This is a genomic window from Massilia sp. MP_M2 (assembly GCF_039123635.1).
Classification (GTDB): Bacteria; Pseudomonadota; Gammaproteobacteria; order Burkholderiales; family Burkholderiaceae_D; genus Telluria.
Genome location: NZ_JBCHJF010000002.1, coordinates 530,010 through 546,158, shown reverse-complemented (window position 1 = coordinate 546,158; position 16,149 = coordinate 530,010). Strand labels below are relative to the sequence as shown.

The following is a 16,149-nucleotide window of genomic DNA, read 5'->3' as shown; positions in this document are numbered from 1 at the left end:
GCTCAGAACCCGAGACTGTCGAGCAGATCGTCGACCTGCCCCTGGTTTGCCACGACTTCAGTGCCAAGCGGATTGATTTGCGGACCATTCATCAGCCCACTGTCGATTTCGCGCTTGATCTCGCTTGGTGCGAAATCGATCAGCACCTGGACCAGCTGCTTTTCAAGATTCTGTGCAATACCCGTGATGCGGCCGATGACCTGACCTGTGAGGTCCTGGAAGTCCTGGGCCATCATGATGCTCATCAGTTCGCCGCGGGTGGCAACCGCCCCGGCACGCGACTCGTCCAGGCTGGCGATCGTGCGCTGCGCCATCGCGCGCCACTGCGCATCCGTTGCCTCAGTTGCAGGCGCGTCGAGCAGCGCCTGCCAACCTGCCTTGAGTTCGGTCGAACGCGTTTCGATGGCATCCTGCAGCGGGCCGGCCGCGTCGGTTGCGTCCAGCACCTTCTTGGCTGCCTGTTCGGACAACTGCGCCACGTAGTCGAGCCGGTCGCGCGCATCGGGGATGTCGCTTGCGGCTTTCTCGATCAACTTGTCGAGGCCCAGGCCACGCAGATTTTCGTGCAGTGCGCGGGTCATGTGACCGACCCGGCTCAGCACCTCATCGTGCGAAGACGCGCCTGCAACAGGCGCAGTATTCTGCTCAACCATTTCAGGCTCCGGCTTTGTCCAGTTTCTCGAAAATCTTGTTGAGCTTTTCGTCAAGCGTCGCGGCAGTAAATGGCTTGACCACGTAGCCGCTGGCACCTGCCTGTGCTGCTGCGATGATGTTTTCCTTCTTCGCTTCAGCAGTGACCATCAGCACCGGCAACTTGGCCAGCGCGGGGTCGGCACGAATATTCTGCAGCATGGTCAAGCCGTCCATGTTCGGCATATTCCAGTCCGACACGACGAAGTCGAACGATTCACTGCGCAGTTTTGCCAGCGCCATGACGCCATCTTCTGCTTCGTCGACGTTGGCATAACCCAGTTCTTTCAACAAATTCCGGACGATGCGGCGCATCGTCGAGAAATCGTCAACAACCAGAAAACGCATCTTTGGATCAGCCATGAATTACTCCGTTTGAATCTACTAATTTGGTTTGTTGGGTATGCTACTTTTACAGACGCAAGAATAGCATTTTTGTTGCTCTGCGGCGATAAAATAGCCCACAAAGCATGGCAGGATGATGAATTCAGTTCAAACACGCAACGCCCGGCTGCCTTGGGCGGCCAGATGGTCCAGTACGAGGCGCGGTAACGCCTGCAATGGGCCGACTTCGTGGGCAGCGCCGATGGCAATGGCTTCACGCGGCATGCCGAACACCACACAGCTCGCTTCGTCCTGCGCGAAGTTGTGGGCGCCGGCTTCGCGCATCTCGAGCATGCCAGCCGCGCCGTCCTTGCCCATCCCGGTCAGGATAACACCAACGGCGTTCTTACCGGCCGCCTGCGCAGCGGAACGAAACAACACATCGACTGATGGACGGTGACGATTGACGGGCGGACTCTGTTCGATGCGCGTCATGTAGTTCGCGCCGGAGCGCACCAGCAACAGGTGCGAGTGACCGGGCGCGATGTAGGCGTGACCGGGCAGCACCCGCTCGTTGCCGGCCGACTCGACCACGCTGATCTTGCACAGCGAATCGAGGCGCCTGGCAAACGATGTGGTAAAGCCTTCCGGCATGTGCTGGGCAATCAGGATGCCCGGACAATCGGACGGCATCTGCATCAAAAATTCGCGGATCGCTTCGGTGCCACCGGTCGAGGCGCCGATGATGATCAGTTTTTCGGAGGAAATGAGTGGGCTTCTCAGCGCCGACAGCTGCGTACTGGCCACCTGGGGCGTGCGGCTGCGCGGGGCAATGCGCGCGCGTGCGGCGCCGCGGATCTTGTCAGCGATCATGTCGGCGTACTCGCGCATGCCGCTCTGGATCGATATCTTGGGCTTGGTGACGAAGTCGACCGCGCCAAGCTCCAGTGCGCGCATTGTAATTTCCGAGCCGCGCTCGGTCAGCGACGACACCATCAGCACCGGCATCGGGCGCAGGCGCATCAGTTTCTCGAGAAAGTCGAGGCCATCCATCTTCGGCATCTCGACGTCGAGCGTCAACACGTCCGGATTGTGTTTCTTGATCAATTCGCGCGCGACGAGGGGGTCTGGCGCCGTGGCCACCACTTCCATATCGGGTTGCGAATTGACGATCTCGCTCATCACGCTGCGGATCAATGCCGAGTCGTCGACGATCAGGACCTTGATTTTCATATTGTCTCCGTAGTTGCTCAGAACAGGTCGATCGCGCCGCCGACCGGTTCGACCTTGAGTCGCTTGGCGTAATCGAGTTCGCGTTTGGCCAGCGTGTCGTTGTGGGTCTGCATCAGCTTCTTGACCAGGACCTTGCCCGTGCGCGGGAAGAAAAACACCTTGCGCGGGTAGATGTCGTTGAGGTCTTCGGCCAGCACCGGAATGCGTTCGGTCTTCAGGAACTGCATCACGAACGCGGCATTGCGCTCGCCGACGTTCATCGCGGTAAAGCCGCGCAGCACGGCCCCGCCGCCAAAGACCTTCGCCTCGAGGTGTTCGCGGCGCGCCCCGGCCTTGAGCAGATCATTGATCAGGATCTCCATGGCGAAGGTGCCGTAGCGCATCGAGGCCGATACCGGATTGTTGGGCTCGGCTGCGCCGTCGGGCAGCATGAAATGGTTCATGCCGCCCAGGCCCGTGACGCGGTCGCGGATGCAGGCCGACACGCACGAACCGAGCACGGTCGAGATCAGCATGTTCTCCTTGGTATAGAAGTACTCGCCCGGCAGGATCTTGGCGGCATCGATCGCGAACGTGCGGTCATGGTAGAGATTGGTTGCGAATTGGCTGTTCATGGTCGCCCTTCGTTCTTACGCCGTGCGCGCGTCGAGTTCGTACACGGTCTTTCCGCGCAGGCGCAGGGAATCAGACACGTACAGGAAGTTTTCGGAGTGGCCGGCAAACAGCAGCCCGTGGCCCTTCATCAGCGGCACGAAGCGGCTCAGGATGGTGCGCTGGGTCGGCTTGTCAAAATAGATCATCACGTTGCGGCAAAAAATCGCGTCGAACTGCCCGTCCAGCGGCCAGCCATCGGCCAGCAGGTTGAGCGGCTTGAACGTGACGAGCGAGCGCAATTCGGGACGGATGCGCACCATGCCTTCGTGCGCACCCTTGCCACGCAGGAAGAAGCGGCGCAGGCGCTCCGGCGAGACCTTCTCGATGCGCTCCATCGGGTACACGCCATTGGACGCCGTGGCCAGCACATTGGTGTCGATGTCGGTGGCGATGATCTCGACTTTCGGCGTGAGCGTGTTGAACGCCTCGCAGGCCGTCATGGCGATCGAATACGGCTCTTCGCCGGTGGACGCGGCCGAGCACCAGATGCGCAGCGGCCTCGGATCCTTCTTGTGCAGCGCCACCAGATGCTCGAACAGCAGCGGGAAGTGATGCGCCTCGCGGAAGAACGACGTCAGGTTGGTGGTCAGCGCGTTGGTAAACGACTCCCATTCGCGCTCCATGCGCCCTGCTTCGAGGTCGTCCAGGTAGCGCGTGAACGACTGGATGCCGGTCGCGCGCAGGCGCCGGGCCAGGCGGCTGTAGACCATCTCCTGCTTGCTGTCAGCCAGGGAAATGCCGGCGCGCTGGTGAATCAGCGCGCGCACCCGTTCGAAATCACGGCGGGTGAAATCGAATTCTTTATTGGTTTCTGTTTTCTGCTGCGGCACTGTGCGTCACTTTCTTGGATACGATGGGCGGGCTCGGGGAGCCGACCGGATTGTTGTGCTTCGTGCCGACGCAGAACGGTGGCTTACGCCGCCAGCTTGTCGATCAGGCCCATTTCGCTCGACGACATCAGCTTGTCGATGTCGACCAGGATCAGCATGCGCTCGTCGACGGTGCCCAGGCCGATCATGTAGTCCGAGTTGAAGGCGCTGCCCAATTCCGGCGCTGGCTTGATCTGGTCCGGCGTGAGCGTGGTGACGTCCGACACGCTGTCGACCACCATGCCCATGATGCGGCCACCGATGTTCAGGATGATCACGACGGTGAACTGGTCGTACACCGGCGTGCCCAGCTTGAACTTGATGCGCATGTCGACCACGGGAATGATGATGCCGCGCAGATTGATCACGCCCTTGATGAACTCGGGGGCATTGGCGATGCGGGTCACTGCTTCGTAGCCGCGGATTTCCTGCACCTTCAGGATGTCAATGCCGTATTCTTCCGAGCCCAGGGTGAAGGCAAGAAATTCGCTACCGGCGCCGTCGTGCGCGGAGCCGTCGGTCGAGAGGGTATTTGCCAGGTTGGACATGGGATTCCTTTGTTTACAGTGAAAATAGAATTTATTGAACGACGGGATCGTCGGCCAGCTGGCGCGACGAGCGCACCAGCGCTGCCACGTCGAGGATCAGGGCAACACCACCGTCACCCATGATGGTTGCGCCGGAAATTCCGGCCACTTTGCGGTAATTCGCTTCCAGGTTCTTGACCACGACCTGTTGTTGCCCGACCAGTTCGTCCACGAACAGCGCCGCCTTCTTGCCCTCGGTCTCGAGGATGATGACGATGCCGTCGGAGGGGTCACGGTGCACGGGTTCGATATCGAACATCTGGTACAGCGGGATCATCGGCAGGTATTCGCCGCGCACTTTCAGCACGCGTCCGCGCCCGGCGATCTCGCGCACGTCCTGCGGCGTCGGTTGCAGCGATTCGACCACGAACGACAGCGGCAGGATGTAGATTTCTTCGCCGCTGCGGATCGACATGCCGTCCAGGATCGCCAGCGTCAGCGGCAGCGAAATCGAGATCGTCGTGCCGAAGCCGGCCGCCGAGCGGATGTCGACCGTGCCGCCCATCGCGGTGATATTGCGCTTGACCACATCCATGCCCACGCCGCGGCCCGACACGTCGGTGACGGTATCGGCAGTCGAGAAGCCCGGCGCGAAGATCAGCTGCCAGACTTCGGCATCCGTCATCGTATCGGCCACGGCCAGCCCGTTCTGCGCCGCCTTGGCCAGGATTTTTTCCCGGTTCAGGCCGGCGCCGTCGTCGGCCACTTCGATGACGATATGGCCGCCCTGGTGCCCAGCCGACAGGAACAGGCGCCCCGCTTCGCTCTTGCCGGCGGCAATGCGCGCTGCCGGCATCTCGACGCCATGGTCGATCGAGTTGCGCACCAGGTGCGTCAGCGGATCGACGATGCGCTCGATCAGGCCCTTGTCGAGTTCGGTGGCGGCGCCATTGGTGATGAAGTCGACCTTCTTGCCGAGCTTGCCGGCCAGGTCGCGCACCATGCGCGGGAAGCGCGAGAACACAAAGTCCATCGGCATCATGCGGATCGACATCACCGCTTCCTGCAGCTCGCGCGTGTTGCGGTCGAGCTGGCTTACCGACGACAGCAGGCGCTCGTGCAGGATCGGATCGAGCACGGCGCTGCGCTGCTCGAGCATCGCATTGGTGATGACGAGTTCGCCGATCAGATTGATCAGCTGGTCGACCTTCTCGACCGACACGCGGATGGACGACGACTCATTTTTATCATCCTTGCGTGCGGCTTTCTTTTCGAGTGCCAGTTCGGCCAGATGCTCCACCACGTTCTGGGCCTGTACGGCAAGCGCCGTTACGGGTTCCGGCGTGCTGTCGACAATGCCGGCAGCCGCGCGGATCTGCTCGATCGGCTGGAAAAAGCCATAGCCCAGTTCGTCTTCGGATGGCTCGCCCGCGGCAGGCGCGTCGTCGTCGTCCCGGCCGAAGAAGCCGTAGCCCTGGTCCTCTTCGACACGCTTGCGCTCGGCGGCTTCGATCAGCCGCTGCTCGGGCGTCAATGCTGGCGCCTCGAAGATTTTCAGGTCATCGGGATCAAGCACGAACGAGCAGATCGCGATGATGTCGTCCAGGCTTTCCAGCGTCGTGATGATGACGGCAGTGCGCCCGCCGTCGAGCGGCGCGACCGAGATCCGGCCCATCAGGCCCAGCTCGTCAACCAGCGCATCGATCTCGCGCTGCCCCACTTGCGGCAGCTCGATCTTGTAGCGGTGCGCGCCTTCGGTTGGCAACTCCACGCGCGCCGGCGCCGACAGGTACGATGGTGCGACCAGCGGTGCGACCGGCACCACGCCTTCGGCCAGGTCATGCAGCGCCATGCGTACGTTGGCAACGACTTCGTGGTCGACGTGCTTGCCATGGCGATGGCCGTCGAGCTGCATCTTGAGCGCGTCCTTGGCCGCCAGGAACGCGTCCACGTGGTTCGACGTCAGCGCCATCTCGCCTTTGCGGATACGGTCGAGCAGCGACTCGAGCACATGGGTCACGTCGCACATATCGGTCAGGCCGAACGTCGATGCGCCGCCCTTGACCGAGTGCGCGGTGCGAAAGATCGCGTTCAGATCCTCGGCGTCGGGCGCTGCCAGATCGACGCCCAGCAACAGGCGCTCCATTTCGGCGAGCAGTTCTTCTGCTTCGTCGAAAAAGACCTGGTAAAACTGGCTGATGTCGATACTCATGGGAATGTCCGCTGATGGTTACCTAAGCCAAGATTCATGGCTTAACCGATCACTTTTTTGACCACCTCGATCAGGCGCTGCGGATCGAACGGCTTGACCAGCCAGCCATTGGCGCCAGCAGCGCGGCCCTTCGACTTCATCTCGTCCGACGACTCGGTGGTGAGCATCAGGATCGGCGTCTTGGCGTAGCCTGGCAACATGCGTAGCGACTTGATCAGCGCCAGGCCGTCCATCTTCGGCATGTTCTGGTCAGTCAGCACCAGGTCGACCGCCTGCAGCTTCGCCTTGTCGAGGCCATCCTGGCCGTCCACGGCTTCCACCACATGGTAGCCGGCGGCCTTCAGACTGAAAGCCACCATCTGGCGTAGCGAACTGGAATCGTCGACTGCGAGAATCGTTTTTGCCATCTTGTGCTCCTGCTGTTTTACTCCGGGCGGACCCGGGTTGAATTGGTTGTTGGGTGAATATGGCGCGGCGGCGTGGTCAGAACAGCTCGACGTCGCCGCTTTCCAGGTGTTTCTGTTCGACCGACCTGCGTAGCGTGCTGCGCAACTGGAGCGACTGGATTGCCAGTGCGACGCTGACCTGACCCAGCCGGTCGACGATTTCATCGCTGCCAGTGTCCGGCGCGATCTCCGCGCCATGATCGTTCAGCGTGCCCAGAAAGTCACGCAAGCCCGACACGCGGCGCAGCGTGCGTTCGATCAATTGCGCCGTCAGGTCCTGAAACTGCATGCTCGTGATCGCCGTGTTGACGTGCTCGCTCACGTCGTCCGACATCGAGCCCAGCAGAGCGCGATCCTCGTGCGACAGTTCACCCCCGGCAAGCATGCGGTTGATCGCTTCCTGGCGCGCGCCGACGACAGCGTGCACCGCGACGAAGCTGCCGGTGAGCTTGTCGATGGCTTCTTCGAGCAGCAATTCGGTCTGGAGCAGATCGGCTTCCACCTCGGTCAGGTGGCGCCGGCCATGCACCGACACACCTGACAACAGGCGCTTGACGTGCGATCCGAGTATCTTTTTTCTTGTCATCGTGTTCTCTCCAAAGCTGCCCGTACGGCGTCGGTCATCACGGTTTCACCGCATTCAACGTCGCCGTCGCTGCCGCCTCGGCGTCCTCGGCCGGCACGTCCAGCGTGGACGCATCGCGCCGCACCGCGTCTTCGGTGCGCTTGTTCATGACGATGATGCTGATGCGCCGGTTGATCGGGCTGAACGGGTCGGTGGCGTCGAGGTGGGCGGCCGAGGCCAGTCCCACCACGCGCAGCACCTTCTCGTCCTGCAGGCCGCCGAGCACCATTTCGCGCCGCGACGCGTTGGCGCGGTCGGCCGACAATTCCCAGTTGCTGTAGCCGGCGTCGCTGTGATACGGCGTCGAATCGGTGTGGCCTGAAATCCCCAGCTTGTTCGGTACCTCGTTGAGCACCATGCCGATGATGTGCAGTATTTCTTTGGTGTACGGCTGCAGCTCGGCCTTGGCCAGCGCGAACATCGGGCGGTTCTTTTCGTCGACGATCTGGATGCGCAAGCCTTCGCTGGTGATGTCGAGCAACAGCTGGTTCTGGTACTTCTTGAGCATCGGATTGACTTCGATGGCCGACTCGATGCGCGCCTTCAGGTTTTTCAGGCGCTCGCCTTCTTCGCGCGCCAGCGCAGCCTTGGCCGCCTGCAGGTCGTAGCTCTTGTTGACCGGCGTCGAGTCGCCGCGCTTGACCTGGCCGGCGGTGCGCGTCAGGTCTTCGCCGCCGCCCATGATCACCGACGACGAATCGCCCGACCCCGAACCACCCTGCATCGCCACCTTCAGCGGCGTCTTGAAGTATTCCGAGATGCCCACCAGGTCGCCCTTGGCTGTCGAGCCCAGCAGCCACATGAGCAGGAAGAACGCCATCATCGCGGTCACGAAGTCGGCGTACGCGATTTTCCAGGCGCCGCCGTGGTGGCCGCCGGCCACCTTCTTGATGCGCTTGATGACAATGGGGCGTGCGTTGTCGTCAGCCACGCTCATCCTCCATGGTGTACGTCGGCGAAAAGTCGAATGCGGTCATCGCGGCTTACTTCTTCTTCTTGATGTGTTCTTCGAGCTCGGCGAAGGTCGGGCGCTCGGTCGAGTACAGCACCTTGCGGCCAAATTCCACCGCCAGCGCCGGCGCATAGCCGTTCAGGCTCGCCAGCAGCGTCACCTTCACGCACTGGAACATCTTGGTCGATTCTTCGAGCTTTTGCTCCAGCACGGTGGCCAGCGGGCTGACGAACGCGTAGGCCAGCAAGATGCCCAGGAACGTGCCGACCAGCGCCTTGGCGATCAGGATGCCCAGCTCGGCCGGCGGCAAGCCGACCGATTCCATCGTGTGGACCACGCCCATCACCGCCGCCACGATGCCGAACGCCGGCAGGCCGTCGCCGATCTTGGCGATCACGTGGGCCGGAACGGCGCCTTCGTGGTGGTGCGTCTCGATCTCGTTGTCCATCAGGTTTTCGATCTGCATCGCGTCCATGTTCCCGGACACCATCAGGCGCAGATAATCGGTCATGAATTCGATGATGTGGTGGTCGGCCACGACGGCCGGATAATTGGTGAACAGCGGCGAGGCGTCCGGCGCTTCGATATCGCCCTCGATCGACATCAAGCCTTCCTTGCGCACCTTGGACAACACGTCGAATTGCAGGGCCATGAGTTGCATGTACATGTCTTTTGAGTACTTCGAGCCCTTGAAAATGCTCGGAAACGCCTTGAGCGTTGCCTTGATTGCCTTGGTGCTGTTGCCGACGAACAAAGCACCGAATGCGGCGCCGCCGATCATCAAGAGCTCGATGGGCTGCCACAGCGACGCAAGGTGACCACCCGCCAGGGCAAAGCCGCCAAACACGCAGGCACAGACGATGATGTAACCAACAATGACTAACAAAGGATTTAGCTCCAGAAAACCCGCAGCGTGTCGCGACATGACGACTCGAAACCGGTAATTTCAGAAAATGTTTATTCAGGGAATTACTTTAGCTGGAGAAGTGCTGTCCGGCAAGCAAAACCACCCCGAAAACTCACCGTTTGTCTCTTAAAAGTCCCATATATACAATGCTGGCCCATCTGTGTACGGATGTACAACACGTGTCGGTGTTTGTCCGACAACAATAAATTCGTAGCTGAAAAGCATCGAACCGGGACGCATCTCGCGCGCGGCCTTGCGCCACAGGGCGGTCATGGCGGCCGGGGACAGGTAGGCGAACACGGCGTCGTAATCGCCCAGGTCGAGTTGTTCGTAGTCGCCCCGGATGAAGGCGGTCGGGCTGCGCGCCAGCCTGGCACGCACGAAGCTGGCCAGCCACGGCAGCGGCGCGAGCTCGATGCCTTCGACACGCGCATCCGGCCGGCGGCGCTGCAGCGCCAGCACCAGCCCGCCGATACCGCTGCCGATGTCGATCACGCGCAGCGCCCTGCCCTGCGGCAGCGCAGCATCGACCGCCTCCCACACCTTGCGCCCGGACGGGTAGTACGGCACCTGCGTGCGGTAAGTCGACCAGTACAGCAGCAACAGGAACAAGAAGATGGCCAGGAACGCCAGCGGTGGAATTGCCAGCGTGCTGGTGGCCAGCAGGGCCAGCGGGAAACCGAACTGGATCGCGCGCCACCAGATGGCCAGGCCACGCCACCAGGTCAGGCCGGCCGCGAGCAGGCCCTGGACCAGGGCCACGTGCCAGTACGAGACGACCAGGCCACCCGTGGCAAGCAGGTAAATGACGGCAAGCATGAGGGGAAATGCGGCGAGCTGGAGCAGCAGCGCCCGGATCGCGGGAGCGCCCAGCAGGCGCCGGGTCGGCGGGGAAGAAGGTGATGCTGGCAAGAGCGGCTGCCGGCGCAATGGATCAGGCAGGGTCGAGGCCGGCTGCCTTGCCTTCGGCCTGCTGTCCGGCCTGCTCGGCCTGTTCGTCGGCGCGCGCCTGGTCGAGCGCTTCCTTGGCCTTGCGGGTCTTGCCGGCGCGCGAAGGCATGTGGCACAGGCCACACAGGTAATCGCTGTTGAGGTCGAGGGCGTTGACGATGAACTTGCCCTGGCACTTGCTGCATGGTGCCAGTTGCAGCATGCCGCCATTGAAGAAGCGTACCAGCGTCCAGGCGCGCGTGAGCGAGAGCAACGGCTCTTCGTTCGGCGCCGGCGGCATTTGTTCGAGATAGAGTTTGTAGGCCTTCATGACGGCCTGGATGCCGGTGGCGCCGGCATGCTCCACCAGGAACTGGTGGATATTAATGAACAACGACGAATGGATGTTCGGTTGCCAGGTCAGGAACCAGTCGGTCGAGAACGGCAGCATGCCCTTGGGTGGAGAGACACCCTTGAGCTCCTTGTACAACTTGAGCAGGCGTTCGCGAGACAGCGAGACTTCGGTCTCGAGCAATTGCAGGCGTGCGCCCAGGTTGATCAGTTCAATGGCGAGCTGGATTTCCTGCGCCTCTGTGACAACGCTCTTTTTACTCATGGCGATACGGCTCCCGGCTCTGTCGGCCTTACAGCAAGACCACTGGCAGCGATTATACGATCTCTTCGACTGGCTGGCCGGCCATCAGGATGGCGGCGTGCGACTGGGCCAGGCTGCGTTCCTTCGTGTGGCTCGTCAGCATCGACAGGATTGCGCTGTCATCGAAGCGGAAGCGGGCCAGCATCATGTTGCCGCCAGCCAGCTTCAGGATCTGGGCATTGCTCATGCCTTCGATCAGGTCGGCGATGTCGGCCGACACGCCAAGGCGGAAAATGGCCGTGACCTTGTCTGCACGAATCATCTGCTGAGCAAGCATCAGGTAGCTCAGGTTAGCGTCGCGAATTTCAGCCATCATGTCGTTCATCGTCATTTTCTCTCTCCAGTCGTTGTGTCGGCTGCCGTTGTGTTGCCGATGAGATAGATTCTGACCCTGAGGAAACTATTCTCAAATTGGAGAAAGTCTGTATTTTCAGTCAGCAAACGACGAGGCGGAGCCATAGGAGTTTGTCTGACAAACCCGTCTGGCTCCCTATGAAACCCCAGCAAAAACCGGGGCTGTTTGGCGCAGGAAAGCGCCTTGATGATGTACAGCAACAAAACGCGTTTGTCGCAATTTTGCCACTTGGCAATAGCCGCTTATCTCTTTAACGGCAGCTGGCGGAGCAACTTTAGGGTCAGTCTGAAAAAATTTTCACAATTTTTCTAACCCTACAACCTGCTTGTTCACGCACTACATTCCATTTACGGCGGCTTTGCAGCCGACTTTAGGGTGATCCGAAAATATTTTTCAGTTATTTTCGGCGGTTTGCCGCCTATCTAGAATCGTTATCGGCTGGTCCTGCGCGAACTTTAGGGTCCCCTGCAAAAATTCTTGAACTTTTTTGGAGATGCTCCGCCCTGGCCAAAAATCGTGCAACTTAGGTTTTGCTTTACTATTAACACAATGCGCACGCCCCCCACGCCCCTCAACCAGCCGTTTTCGGTGTACCTCGACCTGGTCCGCTTCCTGGCAGCGCTGGCCGTGGTGTTGATGCATATGCGCATGTTCAAGCTGGTCGATATTCCCGGTTCCCAGCACTGGACGCTGCTGGGCCGTGAATCGGTGATGGCGTTCTTTGTCCTGTCCGGCTTCGTCATTGCCTACACCACGCAGATGCGCCGCCCCGATGCCATCGACTTCACGGTCGCGCGTGCCGCCCGGATTTATTCCGTCGCCCTGCCCGTTCTGCTGCTGGGCTTTCTGTGCGCCTGGCTGAGCCAGGGCCCGCACGTTCCCGGCATGGACGCAAGCTATCAGGTGGCCAAACCCTGGTTCTATATTCCGTTTCATCTGCTGTTCATGGGTGACCTGTGGCACCTTTCGGAGCATCCGCCCTGGCTCGGTCCCTGGTGGTCGCTCAATTACGAGGTCTGGTTCTATGTGCTGTTTGGCGTTGCCTGTTACGTACGGCGGCCATGGCGACTGCCGGCGATCGGCCTGCTGCTGGCCGTCATGGGCTACAAGCTGTGGCTGCTGCTGCCGGTCTGGCTGGCCGGCGTCGCGCTGTACCACTGGCAGGCCCGCCATCGCCTGAACCGCACCGTAGCGCGCGCCGGCTGGGTGCTGAGCATGGCCTTGCTGGTGGCCTACGAGGCATACGGCGTCGAGGAACTGCTGCGCGAGGCCGGCCGCGCCAGCTGGCTCGGCCAGCAGGCCGCACTCGGCAATGCCGACCGCTTCCTGGCCGACTACGCCTTCGGCATGATCGTCGTGCTCAACTTCGCCTGCGCCCGCTTCGCCGGCTTCACCGGCCTGCTGCGCCTGGCGCGGCCCATCCGGCTGTTCGCCGCCTATACGCTGACGCTGTACCTGTCGCATGCGCTGGTGCTGATCGGCTGGCCCGAGCTGTATCCACACGATCCCGCCAGCATGACCGACGTGCTGGCCCTGTCGGCTGCCGTCGCTGTTGCTACCGCACTGCTTGGCATGCTGACCGAGCAGCGCAAGGATGCGTTCAAACGCCTCTTCGAGCGCGCGCTGCACCCGCTGCGGCGCACTGCGCTGGCACAGGCGCCGACTTCCCCCATCAAGGAGAAACAAGATGACATGTGACGTATTGATCCTGCCCGGCCTGTTCAACTCCGGGCCCCACCACTGGCAATCGCTGTGGCATGAGCGTCATCCAGAATGGCGTCGCGCGGCCCATCGCGACTGGACCAACCCCGACCGTGACGAGTGGGTGGCCGAGATGGAAGAAGCCATCGCCGGCTGCAGCGGCGCCCCGGTACTGGTCGCGCACAGCCTGGCCTGCATGCTGGTGGCGCATTGGGCGCTGTCCGGCTCCCCCCTGAAAGTGGCGGGTGCCTTTCTGGTGGCGCCCAGCGACGTCGAACGGCCATCGTTCCCGATCCCCGCCGGCAACTGGGCACCGGTTCCCCGCAAGCCGTTACCGTTTCCCAGCATGATCGTGGCAAGCACGAACGATCCGTATGCCAGCCTGGAGCGCACCCAGTCGTTTGCCGACGCCTGGGGCAGCAAGCTGGTCGACATCGGCGACGCCGGCCACGTCACCACCGACGCGGGGTATGGCGACTGGCCCGAAGGTGTGCGTTTGCTGGACGCGTTTTGCGCCGAATTGACGGCGCAAAAAGAGTCGGTGTGAAGATCGACTCCTTCGGCCCATGCGACCTGCGTGACGATTGAATGCGCACCTTCCACGGCAGTTGCCACTGCGGCGCGGTGCGCTACGAGGCCGACATCGACCTCGCCGCCGGCACAGTCAAGTGCAACTGCTCGATCTGCACCAAGCTGCGGTTCTGGGCCTGTGTCATCGCGCCAGCGGCATTCCGCCTGCTGCAGGGCCAGGAGACGCTGCGCGACTACCGTTTCGGTGCGCGCCGTGACGGCCACGCGTTCTGCAGCGTGTGCGGCGTGCATATCTTCACGACTGTCGCTGCGGGACCGTTCGTTGCGGTGACGGTGGCAAGCCTGGATGATCTGCCGGTCGATGCGCTCATGGCGGCTCCGGTGCGCTACATCGACGGGCGTAACGACAACTGGGATACGGCGCCCGCCGAGGTGCGTCACCTGCAAGTGGGCCAGCAGCGCGTAATCATCTCTCATAAAAAAAGCCGCCGCTCCCGGTGACGGGAACGGCGGCTTTCACGCTAACGGGTCAGGCGTTTACTTCGCGCCAGCCAGCAGCATCTCGTTCAGGCGCTTCACAAAGGACGCCGGATCGCTCAGGCTGCCGCCTTCGGCCAGCATTGCCTGGTCAAACAGGATGTGCGACCAGTCGGCAAAGCGCGGGCCAGTGGTGTCTTCGTACTTCAGGCGCTGCACCAGCGGATGGTTCGGGTTGATCTCGAGAATCGGCTTCGATTCCGGCGCGTCCTGACCCGCAGCTTTGAGCATGCGCAGCAGGTTACCCGACAGCTCATTGTCGTCCGCCACCAGGCAGGCCGGCGAATCGGTCAGGCGGAACGTCACGCGTACTTCCTTGGCCTTCTCGCCCAGCGCACCCTTCATGCTCTCGACCAGTTCCTTGTAGCCGGCTTCGGTTTCGGCATGTTCCTTCTTCTCGGCTTCGTCTTCCAGCGCGCCCAGATCCAGGCCGCCCTTGGCGACCGATACCAGTTCCTTGCCTTCGAACTCGGTGAAGAACGACAGCATCCACTCGTCGACGCGGTCGGTCATCAGGATGACTTCGACGCCCTTCTTGCGGAAGATTTCCAGATGTGGGCTGTTCTTGCCGGCGTTGTAGTTGTCGGCCGTGACGTAATAGATCTTGTCCTGGCCTTCCTTCATGCGGCCGATATAGTCGGCGAACGAGACGGTCTGGACATCCGAATCATTGGCGGTCGACGCAAAGCGCAACAGCTTGGCGATGCGGTCCTTGTTGGTCGCATCTTCGCCCACGCCTTCCTTGAGCACCTGGCCGAATTCTTTCCAGAAGGTCGCGTACTTGTCCTTGCCGGCCTGCTCGTCGGCATTTGCCATTTCTTCGAGCATGCCCAGCACGCGCTTGGTCGAGCCTTCGCGGATCACGCGCACGTCGCGCGACTCTTGCAGGATTTCGCGCGAAACATTCAGCGGCAGGTCGCTCGAGTCGATTACGCCCTTGATGAAGCGCAGGTAGGTCGGCATCAGCTGCTCAGCGTCGTCCATGATGAAGACGCGCTTGACATACAGCTTGATACCGCCGCGCTTGTTGCGGTCCCACAGATCGAACGGCGCATGCGCCGGCACGTACAGCAGCTGCGTGTATTCGCTGCGACCCTCGACCCGGTTGTGGGTGTAGGTCAGCGGCTCCTGGAAGTCATGCGAGACGTGCTTGTAGAACTCGTTGTACTGTTCTTCGGTGATCTCGCTCTTCGAGCGTGCCCACAGCGCGCTGGCCTGGTTCACGGTCTCGACGTCGTCCTTCAGGACGGTTTCCTTCTTTTCTTCGTCCCACTCTTCTTTCTGCATCACGATCGGCAGCGAGATGTGGTCCGAGTATTTACGGATGATCGACTTGAGCTTCCAGGCCGACAGCAGTTCTTCTTCGCCATCGCGCAGGTGCAGGATCACGTCGGTGCCGCGACCGGTCTTTTCGATCTGCTCGATCGTGTAGTCGCCTTCACCGGCGGACGTCCAGCGCACGCCTTCGGATGCGTCGGCGCCCGCGCGGCGGGTCTCGACGACGATGCTCGAAGCAACGATGAAGCCCGAATAGAAGCCCACGCCGAACTGGCCGATCAGCGCTGCGTCCTGCTGCTGGTCGCCGGAGAGCTTGCTGAAGAATTCCTTGGTGCCCGACTTGGCGATGGTGCCCAGGTGCGAGATCACTTCGTCACGGTTCATGCCGATACCGTTGTCCGAAATCGTGATCGTCTTGGCGGCGGCGTCGAACGCGACCTTGATTTTCAGTTCGTGGTCGTTGCCGTACAGGGCGTCGTTGTTGATTGCCTCGAAGCGCAGCTTGTCGGAGGCATCCGACGCATTCGAGATCAATTCGCGCAGGAAGATTTCCTTGTTGGAGTACAAGGAGTGAATCATCAGTTGCAGCAGCTGTTTTACTTCAGCCTGAAATCCAAGGGTTTCTTTTTCGGCATGTGCCATCTTGTTCCTCGTTAAAGACAAATAGGGGTTGGTCAGACTCGGACGCATATGTGGCCCTGCCGGGGGATTTCAAGAGATATT

General features: G+C 61.3%; 18 protein-coding genes. 3 read left to right on the top strand and 15 right to left on the bottom strand.

The features are described 5' to 3' along the window. Positions 1 to 2: 2 nt before the first annotated feature. The 14 genes from cheZ to flhD form a co-directional block, all read right to left on the bottom strand. Positions 3 to 653, bottom strand: coding sequence for a protein phosphatase CheZ (cheZ, locus tag RCH14_RS07290; protein WP_343025472.1), 651 nt, complete (start codon positions 651 to 653; stop codon positions 3 to 5). Between the two features lies 1 nt (position 654). Beyond that, positions 655 to 1,053: a chemotaxis response regulator CheY gene (gene cheY / locus RCH14_RS07285; protein WP_005666673.1), complete on the bottom strand. Its 399-nt coding sequence runs from the start codon at positions 1,051 to 1,053 to the stop codon at positions 655 to 657. A 129-nt stretch (positions 1,054 to 1,182) separates the two neighbouring features. After that, positions 1,183 to 2,247, bottom strand: coding sequence for a chemotaxis response regulator protein-glutamate methylesterase (locus RCH14_RS07280; RefSeq protein WP_343025471.1), 1,065 nt, complete (start codon positions 2,245 to 2,247; stop codon positions 1,183 to 1,185). Positions 2,248 to 2,264: 17 nt separating this feature from the next. After that, positions 2,265 to 2,861: a chemoreceptor glutamine deamidase CheD gene (gene cheD, locus RCH14_RS07275; RefSeq protein WP_183558077.1), complete on the bottom strand. Its 597-nt coding sequence runs from the start codon at positions 2,859 to 2,861 to the stop codon at positions 2,265 to 2,267. A gap of 15 nt (positions 2,862 to 2,876) precedes the next feature. Next, positions 2,877 to 3,731, bottom strand: a complete 855-nt coding sequence (locus RCH14_RS07270) for a CheR family methyltransferase (protein WP_343025470.1) — start codon at positions 3,729 to 3,731, stop codon at positions 2,877 to 2,879. 83 nt (positions 3,732 to 3,814) lie between these two features. Further along, positions 3,815 to 4,318, bottom strand: coding sequence for a chemotaxis protein CheW (locus RCH14_RS07265; RefSeq protein ID WP_343025469.1), 504 nt, complete (start codon positions 4,316 to 4,318; stop codon positions 3,815 to 3,817). A gap of 31 nt (positions 4,319 to 4,349) precedes the next feature. Then, positions 4,350 to 6,509 (bottom strand): chemotaxis protein CheA, encoded by a 2,160-nt coding sequence (cheA, locus tag RCH14_RS07260; RefSeq protein WP_343025468.1) that lies wholly within the window; start codon positions 6,507 to 6,509, stop codon positions 4,350 to 4,352. 41 nt (positions 6,510 to 6,550) lie between these two features. Beyond that, positions 6,551 to 6,916, bottom strand: coding sequence for a response regulator (locus tag RCH14_RS07255; protein ID WP_343025467.1), 366 nt, complete (start codon positions 6,914 to 6,916; stop codon positions 6,551 to 6,553). Between the two features lie 76 nt (positions 6,917 to 6,992). After that, a complete protein-coding gene (locus RCH14_RS07250) occupies positions 6,993 to 7,541 on the bottom strand; it encodes a chemotaxis protein (RefSeq protein ID WP_343025466.1) in 549 nt (182 codons plus the stop codon). Between the two features lie 37 nt (positions 7,542 to 7,578). Further along, positions 7,579 to 8,511 (bottom strand): flagellar motor protein MotB, encoded by a 933-nt coding sequence (gene motB, locus RCH14_RS07245; protein WP_343025465.1) that lies wholly within the window; start codon positions 8,509 to 8,511, stop codon positions 7,579 to 7,581. Positions 8,512 to 8,563: 52 nt separating this feature from the next. Beyond that, positions 8,564 to 9,418, bottom strand: a complete 855-nt coding sequence (gene motA / locus RCH14_RS07240) for a flagellar motor stator protein MotA (RefSeq protein ID WP_343025464.1) — start codon at positions 9,416 to 9,418, stop codon at positions 8,564 to 8,566. A gap of 147 nt (positions 9,419 to 9,565) precedes the next feature. Beyond that, positions 9,566 to 10,258: a class I SAM-dependent methyltransferase gene (locus RCH14_RS07235; protein WP_343025553.1), complete on the bottom strand. Its 693-nt coding sequence runs from the start codon at positions 10,256 to 10,258 to the stop codon at positions 9,566 to 9,568. A gap of 115 nt (positions 10,259 to 10,373) precedes the next feature. Next, positions 10,374 to 10,985 (bottom strand): flagellar transcriptional regulator FlhC, encoded by a 612-nt coding sequence (gene flhC / locus RCH14_RS07230; RefSeq protein ID WP_343025463.1) that lies wholly within the window; start codon positions 10,983 to 10,985, stop codon positions 10,374 to 10,376. Between the two features lie 52 nt (positions 10,986 to 11,037). After that, positions 11,038 to 11,355, bottom strand: coding sequence for a flagellar transcriptional regulator FlhD (gene flhD / locus RCH14_RS07225; protein WP_332531140.1), 318 nt, complete (start codon positions 11,353 to 11,355; stop codon positions 11,038 to 11,040). A 573-nt stretch (positions 11,356 to 11,928) separates the two neighbouring features. Between flhD and RCH14_RS07220 the strand changes: the two genes are divergently transcribed. The 3 genes from RCH14_RS07220 to RCH14_RS07210 are packed head-to-tail and all read left to right on the top strand — an operon-like array spanning position 11,929 to position 14,112. Beyond that, complete coding sequence (locus RCH14_RS07220) at positions 11,929 to 13,077, top strand: acyltransferase (protein ID WP_343025462.1); 1,149 nt, start codon at positions 11,929 to 11,931, stop codon at positions 13,075 to 13,077. Continuing rightward, positions 13,067 to 13,627: an alpha/beta hydrolase gene (locus RCH14_RS07215; RefSeq protein ID WP_343025461.1), complete on the top strand. Its 561-nt coding sequence runs from the start codon at positions 13,067 to 13,069 to the stop codon at positions 13,625 to 13,627. The genes RCH14_RS07220 and RCH14_RS07215 overlap by 11 nt, the downstream gene beginning before the upstream one ends. 41 nt (positions 13,628 to 13,668) lie before the next feature. Beyond that, positions 13,669 to 14,112, top strand: coding sequence for a GFA family protein (locus RCH14_RS07210; RefSeq protein ID WP_343025460.1), 444 nt, complete (start codon positions 13,669 to 13,671; stop codon positions 14,110 to 14,112). 36 nt (positions 14,113 to 14,148) lie between these two features. Here the strand turns inward: RCH14_RS07210 and htpG are convergent, their stop codons facing one another. Then, on the bottom strand, positions 14,149 to 16,068 hold the full coding sequence (gene htpG, locus RCH14_RS07205; protein WP_343025459.1) for a molecular chaperone HtpG: 1,920 nt from the start codon (positions 16,066 to 16,068) through the stop codon (positions 14,149 to 14,151). Positions 16,069 to 16,149: the final 81 nt, after the last annotated feature.

Coding starts and splice junctions, on each gene's coding strand:
- RCH14_RS07280 (WP_343025471.1), bottom strand. CDS start 2,247: ATGAAAATCAAGGTCCTGATCGTCGACGACTCGGCATTGATCCGCAGC.
- RCH14_RS07255 (WP_343025467.1), bottom strand. CDS start 6,916: ATGGCAAAAACGATTCTCGCAGTCGACGATTCCAGTTCGCTACGCCAG.
- RCH14_RS07210 (WP_343025460.1), top strand. CDS start 13,669: ATGCGCACCTTCCACGGCAGTTGCCACTGCGGCGCGGTGCGCTACGAG.
- RCH14_RS07220 (WP_343025462.1), top strand. CDS start 11,929: ATGCGCACGCCCCCCACGCCCCTCAACCAGCCGTTTTCGGTGTACCTC.
- RCH14_RS07235 (WP_343025553.1), bottom strand. CDS start 10,258: ATGCTTGCCGTCATTTACCTGCTTGCCACGGGTGGCCTGGTCGTCTCG.
- cheD (WP_183558077.1), bottom strand. CDS start 2,861: ATGAACAGCCAATTCGCAACCAATCTCTACCATGACCGCACGTTCGCG.
- RCH14_RS07215 (WP_343025461.1), top strand. CDS start 13,067: ATGACATGTGACGTATTGATCCTGCCCGGCCTGTTCAACTCCGGGCCC.
- htpG (WP_343025459.1), bottom strand. CDS start 16,068: ATGGCACATGCCGAAAAAGAAACCCTTGGATTTCAGGCTGAAGTAAAA.
- RCH14_RS07250 (WP_343025466.1), bottom strand. CDS start 7,541: ATGACAAGAAAAAAGATACTCGGATCGCACGTCAAGCGCCTGTTGTCA.
- flhC (WP_343025463.1), bottom strand. CDS start 10,985: ATGAGTAAAAAGAGCGTTGTCACAGAGGCGCAGGAAATCCAGCTCGCC.
- cheA (WP_343025468.1), bottom strand. CDS start 6,509: ATGAGTATCGACATCAGCCAGTTTTACCAGGTCTTTTTCGACGAAGCA.
- RCH14_RS07265 (WP_343025469.1), bottom strand. CDS start 4,318: ATGTCCAACCTGGCAAATACCCTCTCGACCGACGGCTCCGCGCACGAC.
- cheY (WP_005666673.1), bottom strand. CDS start 1,053: ATGGCTGATCCAAAGATGCGTTTTCTGGTTGTTGACGATTTCTCGACG.
- flhD (WP_332531140.1), bottom strand. CDS start 11,355: ATGACGATGAACGACATGATGGCTGAAATTCGCGACGCTAACCTGAGC.
- cheZ (WP_343025472.1), bottom strand. CDS start 653: ATGGTTGAGCAGAATACTGCGCCTGTTGCAGGCGCGTCTTCGCACGAT.